This window comes from Isoptericola halotolerans (assembly GCF_045689585.1).
Classification (GTDB): Bacteria; Actinomycetota; Actinomycetes; order Actinomycetales; family Cellulomonadaceae; genus Isoptericola; species Isoptericola halotolerans_B.
This window is the reverse complement of the sequence record NZ_CP140108.1, coordinates 152,091-172,436: the sequence shown is the minus strand read 5'-3', so window position 1 is coordinate 172,436 and position 20,346 is coordinate 152,091. Positions and strand designations below refer to the sequence as shown.

26 protein-coding genes are annotated in these 20,346 nt (G+C 71.4%); 22 read left to right on the top strand and 4 right to left on the bottom strand.

Going from position 1 to position 20,346, the window contains the following annotated elements; genetic code table 11:
* Positions 1-2: 2 nt before the first annotated feature.
* The 13 genes from rpsE (at position 3) to UQW22_RS00770 (ending at position 8,906) form a co-directional block, all read left to right on the top strand.
* A complete protein-coding gene (rpsE, locus tag UQW22_RS00830) occupies positions 3-668 on the top strand; it encodes a 30S ribosomal protein S5 (RefSeq protein WP_407318963.1) in 666 nt (221 codons plus the stop codon).
* Positions 668-850, top strand: coding sequence for a 50S ribosomal protein L30 (gene rpmD / locus UQW22_RS00825; RefSeq protein ID WP_106267288.1), 183 nt, complete (start codon positions 668-670; stop codon positions 848-850). Before rpsE ends, rpmD begins: the two co-directional genes overlap by 1 nt.
* Positions 851-852: 2 nt before the next feature.
* Entirely contained in the window at positions 853-1,323 is a 471-nt protein-coding gene (rplO, locus tag UQW22_RS00820) for a 50S ribosomal protein L15 (protein ID WP_106267433.1), read from the top strand.
* A gap of 334 nt (positions 1,324-1,657) precedes the next feature.
* Positions 1,658-2,956: a preprotein translocase subunit SecY gene (gene secY / locus UQW22_RS00815; RefSeq protein WP_407318962.1), complete on the top strand. Its 1,299-nt coding sequence runs from the start codon at positions 1,658-1,660 to the stop codon at positions 2,954-2,956.
* Positions 2,957-3,036: 80 nt separating this feature from the next.
* A complete protein-coding gene (locus UQW22_RS00810) occupies positions 3,037-3,594 on the top strand; it encodes an adenylate kinase (protein WP_407320687.1) in 558 nt (185 codons plus the stop codon).
* A gap of 6 nt (positions 3,595-3,600) precedes the next feature.
* Positions 3,601-4,470 carry a type I methionyl aminopeptidase gene (gene map / locus UQW22_RS00805; RefSeq protein ID WP_407318961.1) on the top strand — a complete coding sequence of 290 codons (870 nt, stop codon included), beginning with the start codon at positions 3,601-3,603 and terminating at the stop codon, positions 4,468-4,470.
* 257 nt (positions 4,471-4,727) lie between these two features.
* Positions 4,728-4,949 (top strand): translation initiation factor IF-1, encoded by a 222-nt coding sequence (infA, locus tag UQW22_RS00800; RefSeq protein WP_012867920.1) that lies wholly within the window; start codon positions 4,728-4,730, stop codon positions 4,947-4,949.
* An 82-nt stretch (positions 4,950-5,031) separates the two neighbouring features.
* The gene (rpmJ, locus tag UQW22_RS00795; RefSeq protein WP_088289657.1) at positions 5,032-5,145 is read left to right on the top strand and encodes a 50S ribosomal protein L36; all 114 of its coding nucleotides are present in this window, start codon (positions 5,032-5,034) and stop codon (positions 5,143-5,145) included.
* A gap of 178 nt (positions 5,146-5,323) precedes the next feature.
* Positions 5,324-5,698, top strand: a complete 375-nt coding sequence (gene rpsM / locus UQW22_RS00790) for a 30S ribosomal protein S13 (protein WP_407318960.1) — start codon at positions 5,324-5,326, stop codon at positions 5,696-5,698.
* A gap of 80 nt (positions 5,699-5,778) precedes the next feature.
* Entirely contained in the window at positions 5,779-6,186 is a 408-nt protein-coding gene (gene rpsK / locus UQW22_RS00785; protein ID WP_407318959.1) for a 30S ribosomal protein S11, read from the top strand.
* A 183-nt stretch (positions 6,187-6,369) separates the two neighbouring features.
* Positions 6,370-7,386 (top strand): DNA-directed RNA polymerase subunit alpha, encoded by a 1,017-nt coding sequence (locus UQW22_RS00780; RefSeq protein WP_407318958.1) that lies wholly within the window; start codon positions 6,370-6,372, stop codon positions 7,384-7,386.
* Positions 7,387-7,462: 76 nt separating this feature from the next.
* Positions 7,463-7,972 (top strand): 50S ribosomal protein L17, encoded by a 510-nt coding sequence (rplQ, locus tag UQW22_RS00775; protein WP_407318957.1) that lies wholly within the window; start codon positions 7,463-7,465, stop codon positions 7,970-7,972.
* A 79-nt stretch (positions 7,973-8,051) separates the two neighbouring features.
* Positions 8,052-8,906, top strand: a complete 855-nt coding sequence (locus tag UQW22_RS00770) for an alpha/beta fold hydrolase (RefSeq protein WP_407318956.1) — start codon at positions 8,052-8,054, stop codon at positions 8,904-8,906.
* Here UQW22_RS00770 and UQW22_RS00765 read toward each other — a convergent pair.
* The gene (locus UQW22_RS00765) at positions 8,803-9,561 is read right to left on the bottom strand and encodes an ROK family protein (RefSeq protein ID WP_407318955.1); all 759 of its coding nucleotides are present in this window, start codon (positions 9,559-9,561) and stop codon (positions 8,803-8,805) included. The genes UQW22_RS00770 and UQW22_RS00765 overlap by 104 nt on opposite strands.
* A 28-nt stretch (positions 9,562-9,589) precedes the next feature.
* On the opposite strand from UQW22_RS00765, the gene truA reads away from it, so the two are divergent.
* Positions 9,590-10,531, top strand: coding sequence for a tRNA pseudouridine(38-40) synthase TruA (gene truA / locus UQW22_RS00760; RefSeq protein WP_407318954.1), 942 nt, complete (start codon positions 9,590-9,592; stop codon positions 10,529-10,531).
* 110 nt (positions 10,532-10,641) lie between these two features.
* Here the strand turns inward: truA and UQW22_RS00755 are convergent, their stop codons facing one another.
* The gene (locus UQW22_RS00755; protein ID WP_407318953.1) at positions 10,642-11,055 is read right to left on the bottom strand and encodes a DUF5709 domain-containing protein; all 414 of its coding nucleotides are present in this window, start codon (positions 11,053-11,055) and stop codon (positions 10,642-10,644) included.
* A gap of 240 nt (positions 11,056-11,295) precedes the next feature.
* On the opposite strand from UQW22_RS00755, the gene rplM reads away from it, so the two are divergent.
* The 5 genes from rplM (at position 11,296) to UQW22_RS00730 (ending at position 15,338) form a co-directional block, all read left to right on the top strand.
* Positions 11,296-11,745, top strand: coding sequence for a 50S ribosomal protein L13 (gene rplM, locus UQW22_RS00750; protein WP_407318952.1), 450 nt, complete (start codon positions 11,296-11,298; stop codon positions 11,743-11,745).
* Between the two features lie 32 nt (positions 11,746-11,777).
* On the top strand, positions 11,778-12,266 hold the full coding sequence (rpsI, locus tag UQW22_RS00745; RefSeq protein ID WP_277208607.1) for a 30S ribosomal protein S9: 489 nt from the start codon (positions 11,778-11,780) through the stop codon (positions 12,264-12,266).
* Between the two features lie 106 nt (positions 12,267-12,372).
* Positions 12,373-13,734, top strand: a complete 1,362-nt coding sequence (gene glmM / locus UQW22_RS00740; protein ID WP_407318951.1) for a phosphoglucosamine mutase — start codon at positions 12,373-12,375, stop codon at positions 13,732-13,734.
* On the top strand, positions 13,731-14,432 hold the full coding sequence (locus UQW22_RS00735; RefSeq protein ID WP_407318950.1) for a peptide deformylase: 702 nt from the start codon (positions 13,731-13,733) through the stop codon (positions 14,430-14,432). Before glmM ends, UQW22_RS00735 begins: the two co-directional genes overlap by 4 nt.
* Before the next feature lie 177 nt (positions 14,433-14,609).
* Entirely contained in the window at positions 14,610-15,338 is a 729-nt protein-coding gene (locus UQW22_RS00730; RefSeq protein ID WP_407318949.1) for a DedA family protein, read from the top strand.
* On the opposite strand, the gene coaA is transcribed toward UQW22_RS00730, so the two are convergent.
* The gene (gene coaA, locus UQW22_RS00725; RefSeq protein ID WP_407320686.1) at positions 15,324-16,283 is read right to left on the bottom strand and encodes a type I pantothenate kinase; all 960 of its coding nucleotides are present in this window, start codon (positions 16,281-16,283) and stop codon (positions 15,324-15,326) included. The genes UQW22_RS00730 and coaA overlap by 15 nt on opposite strands.
* 216 nt (positions 16,284-16,499) lie before the next feature.
* Here coaA and glmS point away from each other — a divergent pair, with 216 nt between their 5' ends.
* From glmS to UQW22_RS00710, 3 genes are read left to right on the top strand one after another with little or no spacing between them, the layout of a single operon-like run.
* Positions 16,500-18,446 carry a glutamine--fructose-6-phosphate transaminase (isomerizing) gene (gene glmS, locus UQW22_RS00720; protein ID WP_407318948.1) on the top strand — a complete coding sequence of 649 codons (1,947 nt, stop codon included), beginning with the start codon at positions 16,500-16,502 and terminating at the stop codon, positions 18,444-18,446.
* A 23-nt stretch (positions 18,447-18,469) separates the two neighbouring features.
* On the top strand, positions 18,470-18,832 hold the full coding sequence (locus UQW22_RS00715) for a pyrophosphatase (protein ID WP_407318947.1): 363 nt from the start codon (positions 18,470-18,472) through the stop codon (positions 18,830-18,832).
* A complete protein-coding gene (locus UQW22_RS00710; protein WP_407318946.1) occupies positions 18,829-19,179 on the top strand; it encodes a holo-ACP synthase in 351 nt (116 codons plus the stop codon). The genes UQW22_RS00715 and UQW22_RS00710 overlap by 4 nt, the downstream gene beginning before the upstream one ends.
* A gap of 67 nt (positions 19,180-19,246) precedes the next feature.
* On the opposite strand, the gene UQW22_RS00705 is transcribed toward UQW22_RS00710, so the two are convergent.
* Positions 19,247-20,302, bottom strand: a complete 1,056-nt coding sequence (locus UQW22_RS00705) for a TIGR03560 family F420-dependent LLM class oxidoreductase (RefSeq protein ID WP_407318945.1) — start codon at positions 20,300-20,302, stop codon at positions 19,247-19,249.
* Positions 20,303-20,346 lie beyond the last annotated feature (44 nt).

Here is a 20,346-nt window from a genome sequence, read left to right as displayed (position 1 = left end):
TGATGGCTGCAGGGCAGCGCACCACCGGCGCCCCCCAGGGCGCCAACGAGTCCAAGAACGACGGTCGCCGCTCCAACCGGCGCGACGACCGCCGCAACAACCCCCGCGAGGACAAGAACGCCTTCGTCGAGCGCGTGGTGTCGATCAACCGCGTCTCCAAGGTCGTCAAGGGTGGTCGTCGCTTCAGCTTCACCGCCCTGGTGGTCGTGGGCGACGCCGACGGAACCGTCGGTGTCGGCTACGGCAAGGCCAAGGAGGTGCCGTCGGCGATCGCCAAGGGTGTCGAGGAGGCGAAGAAGAACTTCTTCCGCGTCCCGCGGATCCAGGGCACCATCCCGCACCCCATCCAGGGTGAGGAGGCGGCCGGCGTCGTGTTCCTGCGCCCGGCCTCCCCGGGTACCGGTGTGATCGCCGGCGGTCCGGTGCGTGCCGTGCTGGAGTGCGCCGGCATCCACGACGTGCTGAGCAAGTCGCTCGGCTCGTCGAACGCGATCAACATCGTCCACGCCACCGTCGCGGCCCTCAAGGGCCTCGAGGAGCCGGCCGCCGTGGCGGCGCGCCGTGGTCTCCCGCTCGAGCACGTGGCCCCGGCCCCGCTCCTGCGGGCGCAGGCCGCCGGTCTCGCCGCGAAGGGCGACAAGAAGGCCGACGAGAAGGTGGGTGCGTGATGGCTCGCCTGAAGGTCACCCAGGTCAAGTCCGCCATCGGCGGCAAGCAGAACCAGCGTGACACGCTGCGGACCCTCGGCCTCAAGCGGATCGGCGACACCGCCGTGAAGGAGGACCGCCCGGAGATCCGTGGCATGGTCACCACGGTGGCGCATCTCGTCACCGTCGAGGAGGTCGAGTGATCATGGCCGACAGCACCGACAAGAAGGCGGCCCAGCCGCTGAAGGTCCACCACCTGCGTCCGGCTGCCGGCGCCAAGAAGGCCAAGACCCGCGTGGGTCGAGGCGAGGCGTCGAAGGGCAAGACGGCGGGCCGCGGCACCAAGGGTACGAAGGCTCGCTACCAGGTGCCCGCGGGCTTCGAGGGCGGGCAGGTTCCCCTGCACATGCGCCTGCCGAAGCTGCGTGGATTCAAGAACCCGTTCCGCGTCGAGTACCAGGTCGTGAACCTGGACAAGCTCGCCGCGCTGTACCCGGAGGGTGGCTCCGTCACCGTCGAGGGCCTCGTCGCCAAGGGCGCGGTCCGCTCGGGTCAGCCGGTGAAGGTGCTCGGCACGGGCGAGGTCACCGTGAAGCTGGAGATCGCCGTCGACGCGGTCTCGGCGTCCGCCAAGGAGAAGATCCTGGCCGCCGGTGGCTCCGTCTCGGAGGACTGAGAGCTGACGAAGGGCCGGTGGCGCACCACGTGCGCCACCGGCCCTCCGTGCTGTCCCGGGCGGGTGACGACCGTCCACGGACCATCGGTCGGGGAGACCGGTTTCGGGCGATCTGCTAGTTTCGTTCGACGCACGTGGCCCAGGTCACTTCCCGAGGCACGTAGAATCCGTCACGGTCCGCACTGCACGCGGCGCGCGCGGTGATCGTCGGGAACCGGCCGGACCACGACCGAGTCGGTGCGTCGACGCCGCGGCTACGTCCGCGACGGCGACGTGCCACACCTCGCCGGACACCGGCGACACGACACCCCGCCGCGGCGGGTCAGGAGGATAGGTGCTCAGCGCATTCGGCCGGGCTTTCCGGACACCGGACCTGCGGCGCAAGCTGCTGTTCACGATCGCCATCATGGCGCTCTTCCGCGTGGGGTCGTTCATCCCGACCCCGGGCGTCGACTATGCCAACGTGCAGCAGTGCGTCCAGACGCTCGAGGGGGAGACCTCGCTGCTCGGCCTGGTCAACACCTTCAGCGGTGGCGCGCTCCTGCAGCTGTCGATCTTCGCCCTCGGGATCATGCCGTACATCACGGCGAGCATCATCACGCAGCTGCTGCGTGTGGTGATCCCGCGGTTCGAGGCGCTCCACAAGGAGGGGCAGTCCGGCCAGGCGAAGCTGACGCAGTACACCCGCTACCTGACGATCGCGCTCGCCATCCTGCAGTCGACGACGATCATCACGACGGCGCGCACCGGACTGCTGTTCCCGGGCTGCGGGCTCGACGTCGTCGTGAACGACAGCTTCGTGACGGCGGCGCTCATGGTCGTGACCATGACCGCCGGTACCGGCCTGGTCATGTGGATGGGTGAGCTCATCACGGAGAAGGGCATCGGCAACGGCATGTCGCTGCTGATCTTCACGTCGATCGTCGCGAGCTTCCCGACCGCCCTGTGGTCGATCGCCGGTGGCGCCAACGGGCCGCTGAACTTCATCATCATGATCCTGGTGATCGTCCTCGTCATCGGGATGGTCGTCTACGTCGAGCAGTCGCAGCGACGGATCCCGGTGCAGTACGCCAAGCGCATGGTCGGACGGCGGATGTACGGCGGGACGAGCACCTACATCCCGATCAAGATCAACATGTCCGGTGTCATCCCGGTGATCTTCGCGGCCTCGATCCTCGCGATCCCCGCGCTCCTCGCCCAGTTCGGCGACCAGAGCGCGGACTGGGTCATCTGGATCTCCAACAACATCGCTCAGCAGGACCAGGCGCTGTACATCGTGCTGTACGTCCTGATGATCGTCTTCTTCGCGTTCTTCTACACCTCGATCACGTTCAACCCGGACGAGGTCGCGGACAACATGAAGAAGTACGGGGGCTTCATCCCCGGCATCCGCGCGGGCCGGCCCACGGCCGAGTACCTCGACTTCGTGATCACCCGGATCACGTCGGCAGGTGCGCTCTATCTCGCCATCATCGCGCTCATCCCGACGCTGGTGCTGGTGTTCCTGGGAGCTGCGACGAACATCCCGTTCGGCGGTACGTCGATCCTCATCATCGTCGGCGTCGGCCTCGAGTTCGTGAAGCAGGTCAACTCCCAGCTCCAGCAGCGACACTACGAAGGGTTCCTCCGTTGACCGAGACGACCACCCCGACCACCCGACGCGAGCTCCACGGCGCCCCCGGTGACGAGGGACGCGTGACGCGTCTGGTGATCATGGGCCCGCAGGGGGCCGGCAAGGGCACCCAGGCGGCCCGCCTCGCGGAGATCTTCGCGATCCCGGCGATCTCGACCGGCGACATCTTCCGCGCGAACATCGCCGGAGGCACGGAGCTGGGGAAGCTGGCCCAGGAGTACTCGTCCCAGGGAGAGCTCGTCCCCGACGAGGTGACGGACTCGATGGTGCGTGACCGTCTCGCCGAGGAGGACGTGCACGGCGGCTTCCTGCTCGACGGGTACCCGCGCAACGCGCACCAGGTCGAGGCGCTCGACGGCATCCTGACGGACCTGGGCTGGGAGCTGGACGGCGTCATCGAGCTGACGGCCGACCGGGACGAGCTGCTCGAGCGGATCTCCAAGCGTGCGGAGGTCGAGGGTCGGGAGGACGACACCCCCGCGGCCATCGAGCGTCGGCTGGACATCTACGACGCGGAGACCGCGCCGCTCACCACGGCCTACGCGGAGCGGGGCATCCTCGCCCGGGTCGACGGCCTCGGCGAGATCTCCGAGGTCACCGACCGCATCGTCGCCGCCCTCGCTCAGCAGCTCGGCTGAGCCGGCGTGTTCCGTCCGCGCTCGCGGATCGAGCTCAAGAGCCTCGACCAGGTGCGTCTCATGCGACGTGCCGGGCTGGTCGTGGCGGAGGCGCTCGCCGCGGTGCGGACGGCCGCCCGCCCGGGCATGACGACCGGTGACCTGGACGCCGTCGCCGCCGCCGTGATCACGGCGGCCGGCGCGGAGCCCTCCTTCCTGGGCTACCACGGGTTCCCGGCGTCGATCTGCACGTCGGTGAACGAGGAGGTCGTCCACGGCATCCCTGGTCGGCGGGTCCTTGCCGCGGGCGACCTGGTCTCCGTCGACTGCGGTGCGATCGTGGCGGGCTGGCACGGCGACTCGGCGCTCTCCTTCCTCCTGGGGGAGCGGGGTGCGGTGGACGTCGACGACGCGTCGGGCGTCGCGGACGTGGCCGCGCAGGAGCTCGTACGGGCCACCCGGACCGCGATGTGGGCAGGTATCGCCGCGCTGTCCGAGGGCCGTCGTGTCGGTGACGTCGGGGTGGCCGTCGAGGCGTCCGTCGACCTGTCCGCCGAGCTCCTCGGGGCGGAGTACGGCCTCGTCGAGGAGTACACGGGCCACGGCATCGGCACGGAGATGCACCAGCCGCCCGACGTGCTGAACTTCGCCGCCACCGACCGGGGGGCGCGGTTGCGTCCGGGCATGTGCCTGGCCGTGGAGCCGATGGTCACGCTCGGCGGTGCGAGGACCGACGTGCTGCAGGACGGCTGGACCGTGGTCACCGCCGACGGTTCGCGGGCCGCGCACTGGGAGCACACGGTGGCGATCCTCGACGGGGGAGTGGCGGTGCTGACGGCCCCGGACCTCGGTGCGGAAGGGCTGGAGCCCTTCGGCGTCCGGCCCGTCTCCTTGTGACGGACGTCAACCGATCTCACGGTTGCTCTCAGCGAGGGATGGAGTAGGATGGCCTGTCGGGTGTAGTCCGTTCGATCGTGCCCGTCCTGAGCCCGAGGTGCCCGGTGCAGACCTGGTCCTCGCGGTGACGGGCGCCGGCCTGGCCAGCGGAAGCACGCGATCCACGTTCCCGACGTCCTGTCGTGGTGCCGCCACGGCTGGTCGACGGTGCGCGGCAGCAGTCCGTCGAGAGACACAGACGAGAGTTAGCGGAGGACATGGCAAAGAAGGACGGTGTCATCGAGATCGAGGGCAGCGTGGTCGAGGCCCTGCCGAACGCGATGTTCCGCGTGGAGCTGGCCAACGGGCACAAGGTTCTCGCGCACATCTCGGGCAAGATGCGGCAGCACTACATCCGGATCCTCCCCGAGGACCGGGTCGTGGTGGAGCTCAGCCCGTACGACCTGTCCCGTGGCCGGATCGTCTACCGCTACAAGTAGTCGTCATCCCCCCACCCGATCTACATCGCCGCCTGTGCGGCCGGCCTCGCGGCTCGGCCAGGGAGGCGGCGGAGGAACACTGATGAAGGTCAAGCCGAGCGTCAAGAAGATCTGCGACAAGTGCAAGGTGATTCGCCGGCACGGTCGCGTCATGGTGATCTGCGAGAACCAGCGCCACAAGCAGCGCCAGGGCTGATCGCCGCAGCATGACTCCGTGGCCGTCCTGAGGACGCGCCGCGCACAGCGCACCAGCACGAACCCGACCGTCTCACGAGGCGGCGGGGGAACCTCCGGTCCAGGGGCCGGGGCCCGCGGTCATCGCGGGAGGCGGGTGCGGGAGACCTCTGGAGAGCAGTACAGGAGCCGAGAGGCACATGGCACGTCTTGTCGGCGTCGACCTCCCCCGCGAGAAGCGGATCGTGGTCGCGCTCACCTACATCTACGGCGTCGGTCGTACCCGCGCCGAGCAGACCGTCGCAGCGACGGGGATCTCCCCGGACGCTCGCGTGAAGGAGCTCGCTGACACCGAGCTCGTCGCGCTGCGCGACTACCTCGAGGGGAACTACCAGATCGAGGGTGACCTCCGTCGCGAGGTCGCTGCCGACATCCGCCGCAAGGTGGAGATCGGTACCTACCAGGGTCTGCGCCACCGTCGCGGACTGCCGGTGCGCGGTCAGCGCACCAAGACCAACGCGCGCACCCGCAAGGGCAAGAAGCGCACCGTCGCGGGCAAGAAGAAGGCCCGCTGACGTCAGCAGTCCGTGGAGCGGGTCAGCACCGCTGACCTCCGCCCCGGTCCGACGACCTCGTACCAGGAGAACTTTCACCTATGCCTCCCAAGACCCGCGCCGGCTCCGGTCCGCGCAAGCCCCGCCGCAAGGACAAGAAGAACGTCCCGCTCGGCCAGGCGCACATCAAGAGCACCTTCAACAACACGATCGTGTCGATCACCGACCCGTCGGGTGCCGTCATCTCGTGGGCGTCCGCCGGCCACGTCGGCTTCAAGGGCTCCCGCAAGTCCACACCGTACGCCGCGCAGCTCGCTGCGGAGTCGGCGGCCCGTCGTGCCCAGGAGCACGGCGTCAAGAAGGTCGACGTCTTCGTCAAGGGCCCGGGCTCCGGTCGTGAGACCGCGATCCGCTCCCTCCAGGCGACCGGCCTCGAGGTCGGCTCGATCCAGGACGTGACGCCGCAGGCGCACAACGGCTGCCGCCCCCCGAAGCGTCGCCGCGTCTGACCGTCTGATGCCGTCCGGACCGCCGGTTCCGGCGGGGCGAGGACCGAGAGGTGCTCGCCCCGCCCGGACCGGGTTCGGACGGCAACCTGCCCGAGCGGGTGGACCGAGTCCCGCCCGGGACCGCGCCAGAGCGCGGATGCGTGATGCGTCATATAGCGGACGCACACTGAAAGGACCAACACAGTGCTCATCGCACAGCGCCCCACACTGACCGAAGAGGTCATCTCGGAGTACCGCTCGCGCTTCTCCGTCGAGCCGCTCGAGCCTGGCTTCGGCTACACGCTCGGCAACTCGCTGCGTCGCACGCTGCTGTCGTCCATCCCGGGCGCGGCGGTCACCTCCATCCGCATCGACGGTGTGCTCCACGAGTTCACCACCGTGCCGGGTGCGAAGGAGGACGTCACCGAGATCATCCTCAACATCAAGAACCTCGTCGTCTCCTCGGAGAACGACGAGCCGGTCGTGATGTACCTGCGCAAGCAGGGCGCCGGTGCGGCGACCGCGGCGGACATCGTGCCGCCCGCGGGTGTCGAGGTGCACAACCCCGACCTGCACATCGCCACGCTCAACGACGAGGGCAAGCTCGAGATCGAGCTCACCGTCGAGCGTGGACGTGGCTATGTGTCCGCCGCGCAGAACAAGGCGCTGGACGCCGAGATCGGTCGGATCCCCGTGGACTCGATCTACTCGCCCGTCCTGAAGGTCACCTACAAGGTCGAGGCGACCCGTGTCGAGCAGCGCACGGACTTCGACAAGCTGATCGTCGACGTCGAGACCAAGCAGGCCATCGCGCCGCGTGACGCGCTCGCGTCGGCCGGCAAGACTCTCGTCGAGCTGTTCGGTCTCGCCCGGGAGCTCAACGTCGAGGCCGAGGGCATCGAGATCGGCCCGTCGCCCACGGACACCGCGCTGGCCGCGGACCTGGCACTGCCGATCGAAGAGCTCAACCTCACCATCCGGTCGTACAACTGCCTCAAGCGCGAGGGCATCCACCAGGTCGGTGAGCTGGTCGCGCGCAGCGAGGCGGACCTGCTCGACATCCGCAACTTCGGTGCGAAGTCGATCAACGAGGTCAAGGAGAAGCTGGCCGAGCTCGGTCTCGCGCTCAAGGACTCGCCGCTCGACTTCGACCCCTCCGGCGCGCAGTACTTCGGCGGCGGGGACGACGAGACCTCGTACAGCGACGAGCAGTCGTACTGACGCACCGCGCCCGCAGCGGCCCCGCTCGACATGACGGGGCCGCGCGGCGCGGTACCACCCTCAAGGAGAACCAGAAATGCCTACCCCCACCAAGGGTCCGCGGCTCGGTGGCAGCCCGGCTCACGAGCGCCTGATCCTCGCGAACCTGGCGACGGCGCTCTTCGAGCACGGTCGCATCACCACGACCGAGACGAAGGCCAAGCGTCTGCGTCCGACCGCCGAGCGTCTCATCACGCTCGCCAAGCGGGGAGACCTGCACGCCCGCCGTCGGGTCCTGACCGTCGTGCGCGACAAGTCTGTCGTGCACACGCTGTTCACCGAGATCGCCCCGGCCATGGCCGAGCGCAACGGTGGCTACACGCGCATCACGAAGGTCGGTAACCGCAAGGGCGACAACGCCCCGATGGCGGTCATCGAGCTCGTGACCGAGCCGGTCAGCCCGAAGCAGGCAGTCGTCGCCGAGGCCACGAAGGCCGCCGAGAAGTCGGCGAAGGACGAGAAGCCGGCCAAGGACGAGAAGCCTGCCGAGGCTCCGGTCGAGTCGACCGAGACCGAGGCCCCGGCCGAGGAGAAGAAGGAGGACTGAGTCCTCTCTCCGCCTGATCCGCGAGGGCCCCGCACCACCTGAGGTGGTGCGGGGCCCTCGTCGTCCCTACCGTGGTGACATGCTCCCCGTGGTGCTGCTGCACGGCTCCCGGACCTCGTGCACCATGTGGCGGCGCCAGGCCCGGGCGCTGTGGGCGGCCGGCGTCCCGACGAGCGCTCCGGACCTGCCGGGCCACGGTGCCCGGCGCGGCGAGCGGTTCACCCTCGACGAGGCGGTGGAGACGGTGCGGGCCGCGGTGGCGGACGCCGGCGGCCGCGCCATGGTGGTGGGCCTGTCGCTCGGTGGCTACATCGCGATCGAGCACCGCGCCCGCTTCCCCGAGCAGTCCGCGGGACTCGTGGCAGCGTCCTGCAGCACCAGCACGGACGTGTCCCTGCGGGGCGGCTGGTTGCGGATCGCCCGCTGCATCGAGCGCTGGCCCGACTCCGGGGCGCGGCTCAACGAGGCCTTCGTCCGCGGTCTGCTCGACACCGAGTCCGGCCAGGACCTCGCGGCGGGAGGTTTCGCTCTCGAGGTCATGGCGGACGTGCTCAGCGAGGTGGGACGGATCGACACGCGGGCGGCCCTGCGGGCCACGGACAGCCCGGTGCGGCTCGTGAACGGGCAGTGGGACCACTTCCGGGGTCAGGAGCGCTCGATGCTCGCCGCGGCTCGCGCCGGGGGAGCCGAGGCGCGTCTCGTCGTGGTGCCGCACGCGCGCCACCTCGTGAGCCTCGACCAGCCGGTGGCCTTCAGCCGGTCCGTCCTGGAGGCGCACGCCGGGATGGACGCCCACGAACGCGCGCGCGACGCCGTCGGGCGGCAGGACCTCAGTCCACCAGCAGATCCCACGCCCGCGCCCCGCCCACCAGCGCCGCCGAGTTCGGCACCACCACCACGTCGTCCCCGAGCCGCTCGAGGGCCGACGGCGTGATCCGGCGAGCGTTTCCGCCCCCCAGGTAGAGCCGGTCCCACCAGAACACCGGCCGAAGCCCCTCGACGACGGCGACCACGCGGCGCGACCACAGGCCGTCGCCCAGGCGGCGTCGCTCGGGTTCGCCGACGTAGGCGTCGTACGTGGTGCCGCGGCGCACCGGTGCCCGCGACCACTCGAGGTGCGGGGCGAGCCGGCCGCCGTCGAACAGCGCCGAGCCCAGACCGGTCCCGAGCGTGAGGACGAGCTCGACCCCGGACGACGCGATCACCCCGGCGCCGTGCACCTCGGCGTCGTTGAGGACCAGGGTGGGCATCGCGAGCCGGTCGCCCAGCGCAGCCCGGACGTCGAAGCTGCGCCAGGCCGTCACGAGCTCGGGGACGACCCGGGAACGGGGCCCGGAGCGCGTGACGTAGTGCGGGGTGTGCACGACGACGCCGTGCCGCACCATGCCGGGCATGCCGAGCGTCAGCCGGTCGGCGGGCGGGAGGTCGGCGGCGACCCCGGCCACGGTGTCGACGAGCAGCGCGGGCGGGAGCGGGTACGGCGTCGGGACGCGGACGGGCGCGGCGTGGGCGGTGCCGGCGGAGTCGAGGACGTTCGCCTTGATGCCGCCGCCGCCGCAGTCCACCGCGAGGGTCAGGAGATCGGCCACCGGCCCATCATCCGGTCAGAATGGTCCGGTGAGCACCTCGACGCCCCCCGACGCCGCCGGCCCCCCGACCTCCTCGCCGGGGACGGCGCCCGACGGCGGCACCGTCCGGGTGCGGCTCGACCTCGCCTACGCGGGGACGCACTTCGCCGGTTGGGCGGCCCAGCCAGGGCTGCGCACCGTGCAGGGTGTCCTCGAGGACGCCCTGGCGACGATCCTCCGGGTCGAGCCGCTCGGCCTGCCGCGCCCTCGCCTGACGGTCGCCGGCCGGACCGACGCGGGCGTGCACGCACGTGGCCAGGTGGCGCACGTCGACCTCCCCGTCGCGCGGTGGGAGACGATGCCCGGTCGGTCCGACCGAGCACCAGGGCGGGCCCTGGTCGACCGGCTGGCGGGCGTGCTGCCGCCCGACGTCGTCGTGCACGGAGCGTCTCCCGCGCCCGCCGGGTTCGACGCGCGCTTCTCCGCGGCCGGGCGGACCTACCGCTACCGCATCGCCGACGACCACGCCCTGCGCGACCCGCTGGCGCGCGAGTGGGTGCTGTGGCACCGTCGCGGGCTCGACGTCGCGGCCATGCACGCCGCCGTGCAGCCGCTCGTCGGCCTGCACGACTTCGCGGCCTACTGCAAGCCGCGGGAGGGTGCGACGACGATCCGTGAGCTGACCCGCTTCGTCTGGTCGCGTCCCACGACCGGGGCGGACGCCGGACTCGTCGTCGCCCTGGTCGAGGCGGACGCCTTCTGCCACTCGATGGTCCGCGCGCTCGTGGGGATGTCCATGGCGGTCGGGGAGCGTCGCCGGCCCCCGGGCGACCCGGAGCAGGTGCTGGCCGGGGGGAGCCGTTCGGCGGCCGCGGCGGTCGCGCCAGCGCGCGGGCTCACACTTGAGCGCGTGGACTACCCGCCCGAGGAGGAGCTCGCAGGCCGCGCCGCGCGCATCCGGGCGCGGCGCTCGCCCGACGACCTGAGGTAGCGCCGGGGTCGGCGAGGTAGCGCTCCGCCTGCCGCGCGAGACCTCGCACCAGGCCGTCCCTCCTGCGCTACCTCGGGCCTGGTTGCGCTACCTCGCCGGATTGCTGCGGCTCACGGCTCCTCGACCCAGTGGACGGCGGCCTCCTCGGCGGTGGCCCCCGCGCCGTCGATCCCGGCGTCCGTCCCGTACACGTCGTTGTCGCGCGTGCCGTCGGCGTTGGGGTCGGCGTGGTCGTCCTCGACGAGGCGGCCCGCGCGGGAGGTGTCCGGCCGGTCCAGGGGGTCTTCCTGCCAGGTCTCGGGTTCCTCCTCGGCAAGGCGCCGGTCGAGCGGTTCGCCGTGGGTCTCCTCCCAGGACGTCTCGCCCCAGTGGTTGCGCCGCGGGCGTTCCGGCGGGGAGTAGCCCTCGTCGAGCGCGTCCTGGGTGCCCCGGTCGAAGAGGGTGTCCTCGGTGGGCAGCTGGTTGCCGTCGCCCTCGGTGACGAGCTCGGGGTCCGCACGGGTTCCTGGAGTGTCTTCCGTCATGCCTCCACGGTGCACCGGCTGCGCCGGGCCCGCGAGGTGACCGAGGTCGCTTTGACCGCTGCGAGAGCGTGCCGCTAGACTGAACAGTCGTTGTGCTATGCCCCGTCGTCCCGCGTCGTCTGCGTTCCCACCGTCAGACCTCGCAAGGCCAGGACGCCACCAGGGCCCCGCGCACGACATCTGACTCATCGGGCGCCGCTTCTCGCCCGACGACACCGACCACGAAAAAGGTTACGAACCGTGCGTACGTACACCCCGAAGCCCGGCGACATCCAGCGCGACTGGCACGTCGTCGACGCGACCGACGTCGTCCTGGGCCGCCTGGCCAGCCAGGTCGCCACGCTCCTGCGCGGGAAGCACAAGCCGACCTTCGCGCCGCACGTCGACGGCGGTGACTTCGTCATCGTCATCAACGCGGACAAGGTCGCCCTCTCCGGCAACAAGCGCGAGGACAAGCTCGCCTACCGCCACTCCGGCTACCCGGGCGGCCTCCGTTCCGTCAAGTACGGCGACCTCCTCGAGAACAACCCCGAGGAAGCCGTGGAGAAGGCCGTGCGCGGCATGCTCCCCAAGAACACGCTCGGGCGCGAGCAGATCAAGAAGCTCAAGGTCTACCGCGGTGCGGAGCACCCGCACGCGGCCCAGACGCCCCAGCCTTTCGAGATCACCCAGCTTTCGCAGCAGGCCTGAGCCGCTGCCCGATGCCGAGCGAAGGAAACACCGTGGCTGACACCACCGTCGACACCGAGCTGGACGAGAACACGCCCAGCAACTACACCACCGAGACCGCGGCCCCCGTGGCCAACGGCGGTCAGTCCATCACTGCCCCGGGCCAGGCCCTGGGTCGCCGCAAGGAGGCCGTGGCGCGCGTGCGCCTCGTCCCCGGCACCGGTCAGTGGAAGATCAACGGTCGCACCCTCGAGGACTACTTCCCGAACAAGGTGCACCAGCAGCTGGTCAACGACCCGCTGAAGCTCGTCGAGGTCGAGGGACGTTTCGACGTCATCGCCCGCATCACCGGTGGCGGCCCCTCGGGCCAGGCCGGTGCCCTGCGTCTGGGCATCTCCCGCGCCCTCAACGAGATCGACCGGGACGCGAACCGTGCGGCCCTGAAGAAGGCCGGCTTCCTCACGCGTGACCCCCGCGCCGTGGAGAGCAAGAAGGCCGGTCTCAAGAAGGCCCGCAAGGCTCCGCAGTACTCGAAGCGCTGATCCGTCGCTTCCGCGCACGGCCCCGTCGGTCCTCCGGCGGGGCCGTCCGCATGTCCGGACGCACTACGATCGTCCGAGCGCCCCACCCCCGAGAGGACAAGAACCGATGGCACGACTCTTCGGCACGGACGGCGTCCGTGGCCTGGCCAACCGCGACGTGACGGTCGAGCTCGCGCTCGACCTCGGCAGCGCCGCCGCCCACGTGCTGGGTTCGCGCACGGTGCCGGGGCACCGCCCGAAGGCGGTCGTCGGGCGGGACCCGCGCGCCTCGGGCGAGTTCCTCTCCGCCGCGGTCTCCGCAGGGCTGGCGGCCTCCGGCGTCGACGTCGTGGACCTCGGCGTGGTGCCGACCCCGGCGCTCGCCTACCTCGTGAGCGCGATGCACGCCGACCTCGGCGTCATGGTGTCCGCCTCGCACAACGCCATGCCCGACAACGGGATCAAGTTCTTCGCCCGCGGCGGCCTGAAGCTCGACGACAGCGTCGAGGACGAGATCGAGGCGGCGCTCGGCAACGGCTGGGAGCGACCGACCGGTGCCGACGTCGGGCGCATGCGAACCGACACGGGCATCGCGGCCGAGCAGTACGTCGAGCACCTGACCGCCAGCATCGGCACGACGCCGGATTTCCGCCCGCTCGACGGCCTGCGGATCGCGGTGGACGCGGCCAACGGCGCGGCGAGCCACGTCGGGCCGGACGCGCTGCGCGCGGCGGGTGCCGACGTCGTCGTCATCAACGCCAGCCCCGACGGGCGCAACATCAACGAGAAGGCCGGCTCGACCCACCCCGAGCAGCTGCAGGCCGTCGTGGTGGCCGCCGAGGCCGACTTCGGGGTGGCGTTCGACGGCGACGCCGACCGGTGCCTCGCCGTCGACCACGGGGGTGTCCTGGTGGACGGCGACCAGATCCTCGGCATCCTCGCCAAGTCGTTGAAGGACGAGGGGCGGCTCGTGGGCGAGACGCTCGTCGTCACCGTCATGAGCAACCTGGGGCTGCTGCTGGCCATGAAGGACGCCGGCATCACGACCGTCCAGACGGGCGTCGGCGACCGGTACGTGCTCGAGGAGATGCGGGCGCACGGCTACGGGCTGGGCGGTGAGCAGTCCGGCCACATCATCCTCGCCGAGCACGCCACGACGGGGGACGGCGTGCTCACCGCCCTGCACCTCGCCGCACGGGTCAAGGCCACCGGCAAGCGGCTCGCCGACCTCGCCACGGAGATCCCCCGGCTGCCGCAGACCCTGGTCAATGTCAAGGGCGTCGACAAGGCGCGCACGGACACGGACGAGGACCTGCGCGCCGCGGTCGAGAGCGCCGAGTCCTTGCTGGGCGAGACCGGGCGCGTGCTGCTGCGCCCCTCCGGCACGGAGCCCGTCGTGCGGGTCATGGTCGAGGCAGCGACCCAGACGCAGGCCGACGGCGTCGCAGAGTCGCTCGCCGGTGTCGTGCGGGAGCGGCTCGGCCTGTGAGCACCTGGCCCGGCGGGCCCGTGCGGGCCCTGGCGGACGCCGTGCGCGAGCTCCTCGACGTGGCGTTCGACCGCCCGGAGGCCCCCGGCGTGCTCCCGATCGTGCAGGCCGGCGACCCCGTGCTGCGCACCCCCGCCGCGCCGTACGGCGGGCAGCTCGGCGACGAGCTCCCGCGGCTGCTGGAGGCGATGCGCCGGACCATGCGGGCAGCGCCCGGTGTGGGCCTCGCTGCCCCGCAGATCGGCATCGGGCTCGCCCTCGCCGTCTGCGAGGACGCCGGTCTGCCCGGTGACGAGCGAGAGCGCCTGCCGATGCCGTACCGCGTGCTGGTGAACCCCCGCTACGTCGCGGTGGAGGACGACGGCGGGGTCGGGGACGACAGCGCCTCCGCGTCGGCGCCCTCGCGGGTCGCGTTCTTCGAGGGATGCCTGTCCGTGGCCGGCTGGCAGGCCGTCGTCGCGCGCCCCCGTCGCATCCGGCTCACCGGCCAGGACGAGACCGGCGCGCCGTTGGACGAGGTGCTGACAGGGTGGCCGGCGCGGATCGCGCAGCACGAGACGGACCACCTGCGCGGGGAGCTCTACCTCGACCGTGCCGAGACCCGTTCGCTGACCTCGAACGAGAACCTCGCCCGGTTCTGGGGACGGTCGCCCGACCCGGCGCCGGCCGCGGAGCTGCTCGGCTTCCCGCTGCCCTGACCGCTCCGGGGCGTGCTGAACAGATGCTGTGAAGCGGGTGTGAACGTTCGTCGCTCAGGGGCGGCCGGGGGATCTCCCTGATGTCCCGGGCTCCCACGCAGCCCTACCCTAGTACCCGTGGCACCGGACGGTGCGACGCCGCCGCTGGCTCGTGCCGGCCGACGAACGAAGGACCGCGTGCCGGGAATCACCGCGATGCTGGACCAGGTGGAGGCCTGGATCCTCGAGATCGCCGCGTCGTTGTGGATCTACCCCGCGATGTTCGCCTCGGCGTTCATCGACGGGTTCTTCCCCCCGGTCCCCAGCGAGTCGGTGCTCGTGACGCTCGTCATCTCCGCCCAGGCGACCGGGGTGCCCTGGCTGTGGCTCATCATCCCCATCGCAGCGGTGGGTGCGTGGCTCGGCGACCAGACGGCCTACCTCCTGGGGCGCCGGTTCGGCACCGAGCGGCTGCTGTCGATGCGGAGCGCACGAGGCCGCAAGACGGTGTCCTGGGCGCGCCGGGCGCTGGCCCGTCGCGGCGCCGTGTTCATCATCGCGGCGCGGTACATCCCCGTCGGCCGCGTGGCCGTGAACATGACCGCCGGGGCGCTCGGCTACCCGCAGCGGCGGTTCATGGCGTTCTCCGGCGTCGCCGCGGTGCTGTGGGCCGGCTACTCGACGCTCATCGGGATCGCTGCCGCCGAGGTGCTGGGGCACGACCCCCTGCTCGCGATGGTCGTGGGCGTCGTGGGCGGTGGCCTGCTCGGGCTCGTGGTCGACCGTGTCGTCCAGGCGTTCACCCCGCGCGAGGAGGTCCTGGAGGAGATGCGTCACCAGGTACCGGTGGGTGCCCCGGCACCCGACGACGGGTCTGCCGACGGACCTGCCGACCAGGCCGACCACCGGCCGTCAGAGCTTGCGTAGCCGCACGCGCTGGACCGAGTGGTCCGATCCCTTCGTCAGCACGAGCGTGGCGCGCCCGCGCGTGGGCAGGACGTTCTGCTCGAGGTTGGGCGCGTTGATCGTCTCCCAGATGCTCAGCGCCCGCTGCGTGGCCTCGGCGTCGGACAGCTCGGCGTAGCGGCGGAAGTAGGACTCCGGCCGGTTGAACGCCGTCCGTCGCAGCTTGAGGAACCGGTCCACGTACCACTGGCGGATGTTGCGAGTCCGGGCGTCCACGTAGATCGAGAAGTCGAAGAAGTCGCTCACCGCCACGGTCGGGTCGGTGGCCGAGGTGGGACGTGCGGGCTGGAGCACGTTGAGGCCCTCGACGATGAGGACGTCCGGACGGTGCACCACCGCCTCCTGGTCGGGCACGATGTCGTAGGACACGTGCGAGTACACGGGGGCGTAGACCTCGGGGTGGCCGGCCTTCACGCGAGACAGGAAGCGGACGAGCGCCCGGCGGTCGTACGACTCGGGGAACCCCTTGCGCTCGAGCAGGCCCCGGCGCTCCAGCTCGGCGTTGGGGTACAGGAACCCGTCGGTGGTGATGAGCTCGACGTGCGGTGTCTCCGGCCAGCGCGCCATCATCTCGCGCAGCACGCGCGCCGTCGTCGACTTGCCGACCGCGACCGACCCGGCGACGCCGATGACGTAGGGGGTGCGCGGCGGCTCCTCGCCCAGGAACGTCGACGTCGCCTGGTGCAGCCCGGCCGTGGCCGTGACGTAGAGGTTGAGCAGCCGGGACAGCGGCCGGTAGACGGCGTCGACCTCCGCCAGGTCGATCGGGTCGCCGAGGCCGCGCAGCCGCGTGACGTCGTCGTCGGTGAGCGGCAAGGGGGTCTGCTCGGACAGCGCGCTCCAGGCGCTCCGGTCGAAGTCGACGTAGGGGGAGGCCGGCGCGAGCCGCGGCAGGTGCTCCGACAGCGGAGGGAGCGACGTCGGTCCACCGTTGCCGGCGGAGGGCGTCGCGGACGAGGAGGTCACTGGTCGATTCTGCCCGAGGTCCCCACCGGCGACGCAAACCCGCGGCCCGGGGAGGCCGGCGGATCGGCGCGGGGCGCTCCGGCGCCGGGCGGCACGGGCGGCACCGGGCGGAACCGGGCGCCGCGGCGGCCGGACGGCGTGGGTAGACTCCCGCGCATGTGCGGCATCGTCGGTTACACCGGTTCAGGCTCCCGCTCGGCCAGCGCCTCGGGCAGCGGTGGGGGCAGCGCCGCGGTGCGGGAGGCGCAGGACGGCGACGCGGCCGGGCTCGCCGTGTCGACGCGACCGCTGGAGATGGTGCTCGAGGGGCTGAAGCGGCTCGAGTACCGCGGCTACGACTCCGCGGGCGTAGCCCTCGTCGGACCGGGCAGCGAGCACGTCGCCGCGGCGAAGAAGGCGGGCAAGCTGGTCAACCTGCAGACGGAGCTCTCCGAACACCCCCTCCCGGAGGCGACCGCCGCCGTCGGGCACACCCGGTGGGCGACCCACGGCGGTCCCACCGACGGGAACGCCCACCCGCACCTCGCCGACGACGACCGCCTCGCCGTGATCCACAACGGCATCATCGAAAATTTTGGCGAACTTCGCCAACTCCTCGCCGCCGAGGGCGCCACCTTCCGTTCCGAGACGGACACCGAGGTCGCCGCGCAGCTCCTGGCCCGCGAGTACCGGGCCGCCGGTGACCTGACGGCCGCGATGGCCGCCACCGCCCGTCGTCTGCGCGGGACGTTCACGCTCCTGGCGGTGCACGCGGACGCGCCCGGGACGGTGGTCGGGGCGCGGCACGACTCCCCGCTGGTCGTCGGGCTCGGCGAGGGCGAGAACTTCCTGGGGTCCGACGTCGCGGCGTTCGTCGCGCAGACCAAGGAGGCGATGGAGCTCGGGCAGGACCAGGTCGTCACGATCACGCCGACGTCCGTGACGGTGGTCGACTTCGACGGCCGGCCCGCCGAGGGCAAGCGGTTCACGGTCGACTGGGACGCCGCCGCCGCGGAGAAGGGTGGCTTCGACTCCTTCATGGACAAGGAGATCCACGACCAGCCGCACGCGGTGGCCGACACGCTGCTGGGGCGCACGGACTCCTCGGGGCGCATCGTCCTGGACGACCTGCGCATCGACGAGTCGGTGCTGCGTGCCGTCGACAAGATCATCGTCGTCGCCTGCGGCACGGCCGCGTACGCCGGGCACGTCGCGAAGTACGCCATCGAGCACTGGTGCCGCATCCCGGTGGAGGTCGAGCTCGCGCACGAGTTCCGCTACCGTGACCCGATCGTGGACGCCCAGACCCTGGTCGTGGCCATCTCGCAGTCCGGCGAGACCATGGACACGCTGATGGCGGTGCGGCACGCCCGCGAGCAGGGGGCCAAGGTGGTCGCCGTGGTGAACACCAACGGGTCCACGATCCCGCGCGAGTCGGACGCCGTGCTCTACACGCACGCCGGACCCGAGATCGCCGTCGCCTCGACCAAGGCCTTCCTGGCGCAGATCACCGCCGCCTACGTCCTCGGGCTCTACCTCGCCCAGCTGCGCGGCAACAAGTTCCCCGACGAGATCGCGGCCACGTTCGACGAGCTGCGCGACATGTCCCGCAAGGTGCGGACCGTCATCGAGCGCGGCGAGTACGTCCGGGCGACGGCACGGTCGATGGCGGGCGCCGACAAGGTCCTGTTCCTCGGCCGGCACGTCGGCTACCCCGTGGCGATGGAGGGCGCGCTCAAGCTCAAGGAGCTCGCGTACATCCATGCCGAGGGTTTCGCGGCCGGTGAGCTCAAGCACGGACCCATCGCGCTGATCGACGAGGGGCAGCCCGTGTTCGTCGTCGTGCCCTCGCCGCACGGGCGCGACCAGCTGCACTCGAAGGTGGTCTCCAACATCCAGGAGATCCGGGCCCGCGGGGCGCGTCCGCTCGTCATCGCGGAGGACGGCGACGACGACGTGCGCCCCTTCGCCGACGAGATCTTCTGGATCCCGAAGGCCCCGACCCTGCTCCAGCCGCTGCTCGCGGTGGTCCCGCTGCAGATCTTCGCGATGGCGCTCGCCACGGCGAAGGGCCTCGACGTCGACCAGCCGCGCAACCTCGCCAAGTCCGTCACCGTCGAGTGAACGGGTCGACGGAGGAGCCGGCGATGAGCGGTCCGCGCAGCGGCGCCACCCTGGCCGCGCTCGCCGACGAGGTGGAGATCATCTCGCGCGTCTACGAACGCCGGTTCGGGGTGCCACGGTCGGACGACTGGCTGGTGCTCAAGCTCCACGAGGAGGTCGGCGAGCTGACCCAGGCATACCTGGCGCGGTCGGGGCGCTCGCGGGACCGTGGCGAGGGCGCCGGGGCGGTGGACGCGGCGTTCCGGGCCGAGCTCGCGGACGTCCTGGCCCAGCTGCTCCTGGTCGCCCGGCGGTTCGACGTCGACCTGGAGGCTGAGCTCGAGAGCAAGTGGTTCCGGTTCCGCGACCTCGTGGAGCCGCAGGACGAGGCAGGGGTGCGCCGGTGATCATCGGGGTGGGCATCGACGTCGTCGACGTCGCGCGGTTCATGGCCACGCTGGAGCGGACCCCGCGACTGCGGGAGAAGCTCTTCACCGAGGCGGAGTGTGACCTGCCCGCCTCGTCGCTCGCCGCGCGGTTCGCCGCGAAGGAGGCGATCGCCAAGGCGCTAGGCGCTCCGGGGACCATGCACTGGCACGACGCCACCGTCCACCGGGTGGTCGGCGGGCCGCCCGAGGTAGAGCTGCGGGGGACCGTGCAGGCCCGCGCCGACGAGCTCGGGGTGCGCCACTGGCACCTGTCGATCTCGCACGACGCCGGGATCTCCTCGGCGATGGTCGTCGCCGAGGGATAGCCCCGCGGACCCTGCCGTGACGCCCGTCCGCGGAGACGGGCGTCACGGCAGGGCCGGTACCCGAGGGTCAGTCCTGGAGCTCCGGGATGACCTGCCGCTGGAAGAGCTCGATCTGGTCCCGGTCCCCGGCCGCGTTCGCGAAGTACGTGATCGCGTAGGTCATGCCCAAAGACCGCATCTCCGTGAGCTTCTCGACGATCTGCTCCGGCGTGCCGACCATGAGTCCGTGGCGCCACAGCGAGCTCTCACGGTGACCCTGGTCGCCTGGCGCATAGCGAGCGAAGTGGTCGTCGATCCAGGCGAGCTTGTCGTCGATGGCGGCCTGGTTCTCGCCGATCACCACGTTGTAGTTGGCCGAGCGCGTGATCTCGCCGACGTCGCGGCCCACGTCGGCGCAGTGCTGCTCGAGGATGCTCGACTTGTGCGCGAACTCCTCCGGGGTGCCGGAGAAGTTCGTGTACTGGGCGTGCTGCGCGGCGATGCGCAGCGTCTTCTTCTCGCCGCCGCCGGCGATCCACAGCGGGATGCTCGGGACCTCCGAGCCCCCGTCGCCCACCGGCAGCTGCTGCAACGGCTGCGGGTAGCACAGCGCCCCGTCGACCTGGTAGCGCCGGCCGTCGAACCGGCCGGACGAGCCGGTGCGCCACATCCGCTCCATGATCTGCACGCCCTCGTCCAGCGCACGCAGCCGCTCACCGGCGGTGGGGAAGCCGTAGCCGTACGCCTGCCACTCGTGCTCGTACCAGCCGGCGCCGATGCCCATCTCGACGCGCCCGCCGGAGATCGCGTCCACCGTGGAGGCGACCTTCGCCAGGTACGTGGGCTCGCGGTAGGCCATGCAGGTGCACATCTGACCCAGGCGCACCCGCTGCGAGGAGGCGGCGAAGGCGGCCATGAGCGACCACGCCTCGTGCGTCGCCTCGGTGCTGGGGGTCGGGACCGTGTGGAAGTGGTCGTAGACCCACACGCTCTCCCACGCCCACGGACCGCCGGGGACGGCCTCGCCGGCCGCGGCGTTATCGGCGTAGTGGAGGAGAGACAGCATCGTCTCCCAGTGCTGCTCCGGGGGGATGCCGGTGAGGGACATCCGCCAGCCCTGCGGGATGAAGAGTCCGAATCGCATGGTCCTGAGCCTATTCCCCTGCTGCACCCGTGCGCGCGTCGCGG